This is a genomic window from Phycobacter sedimenti (genome assembly GCF_038148855.1).
GTDB classification, from domain to species: domain Bacteria; phylum Pseudomonadota; class Alphaproteobacteria; order Rhodobacterales; family Rhodobacteraceae; genus Phycobacter; species Phycobacter sedimenti.
Window position 1 is genome coordinate 1 of record NZ_JBBVGR010000022.1, and the last position, 537, is coordinate 537.

The 537-nt window shown below is 66.5% G+C and carries 1 protein-coding gene; it reads left to right on the forward strand.

The features are described 5' to 3' along the window. Positions 1-537, forward strand: a 537-nt coding sequence (locus AADA15_RS19275; protein WP_341643187.1) for a calcium-binding protein, incomplete at both ends; no start/stop codon positions are given.

Below are 537 nucleotides of genomic sequence, written 5' to 3' on the forward strand. Positions count from 1 at the left end.
CGGGCACGACGTATGAAAGCACGCTGACCCTGCAGAACTACATCGTGCCCGAATGGGACCTGCCCTTCGACGGCCAGGTCATGGGCAGCCTCATGCTCCATGGCTCCATCGACGGCATCGTCTCGGACGATCTGGTGATGGGCGCGCCGGGCATCGGCGATGTTCTGGCAGGCGGCGCGGGCAATGACACGCTGATGGGCTTTGGCGGCGGCGACATGCTTTATGGCGGCACCGGCAACGACAGCCTCAGCACCGAGGACGGCGGCGGCGGCATGCCGGGGATGTTCAACCACCTTTACGGCGAGAGCGGTAACGACACGCTGACCGGCGGCGGCGAGGATGACATGCTCTATGGCGGCGACGATCAGGATCTGATCTCGGGCGGCGCCGGGATGGACAGCCTCGATGGCGAGGCGGGCAATGACACGCTGGACGGCGGCGACGGGGATGACCAGCTGACCGGTGGCTTTGGTGCAGGCAACGACCAGATGACGGGCGGCGGCGGCAATGACAGCTTCCGCGCCGAGCTGGTCTGGA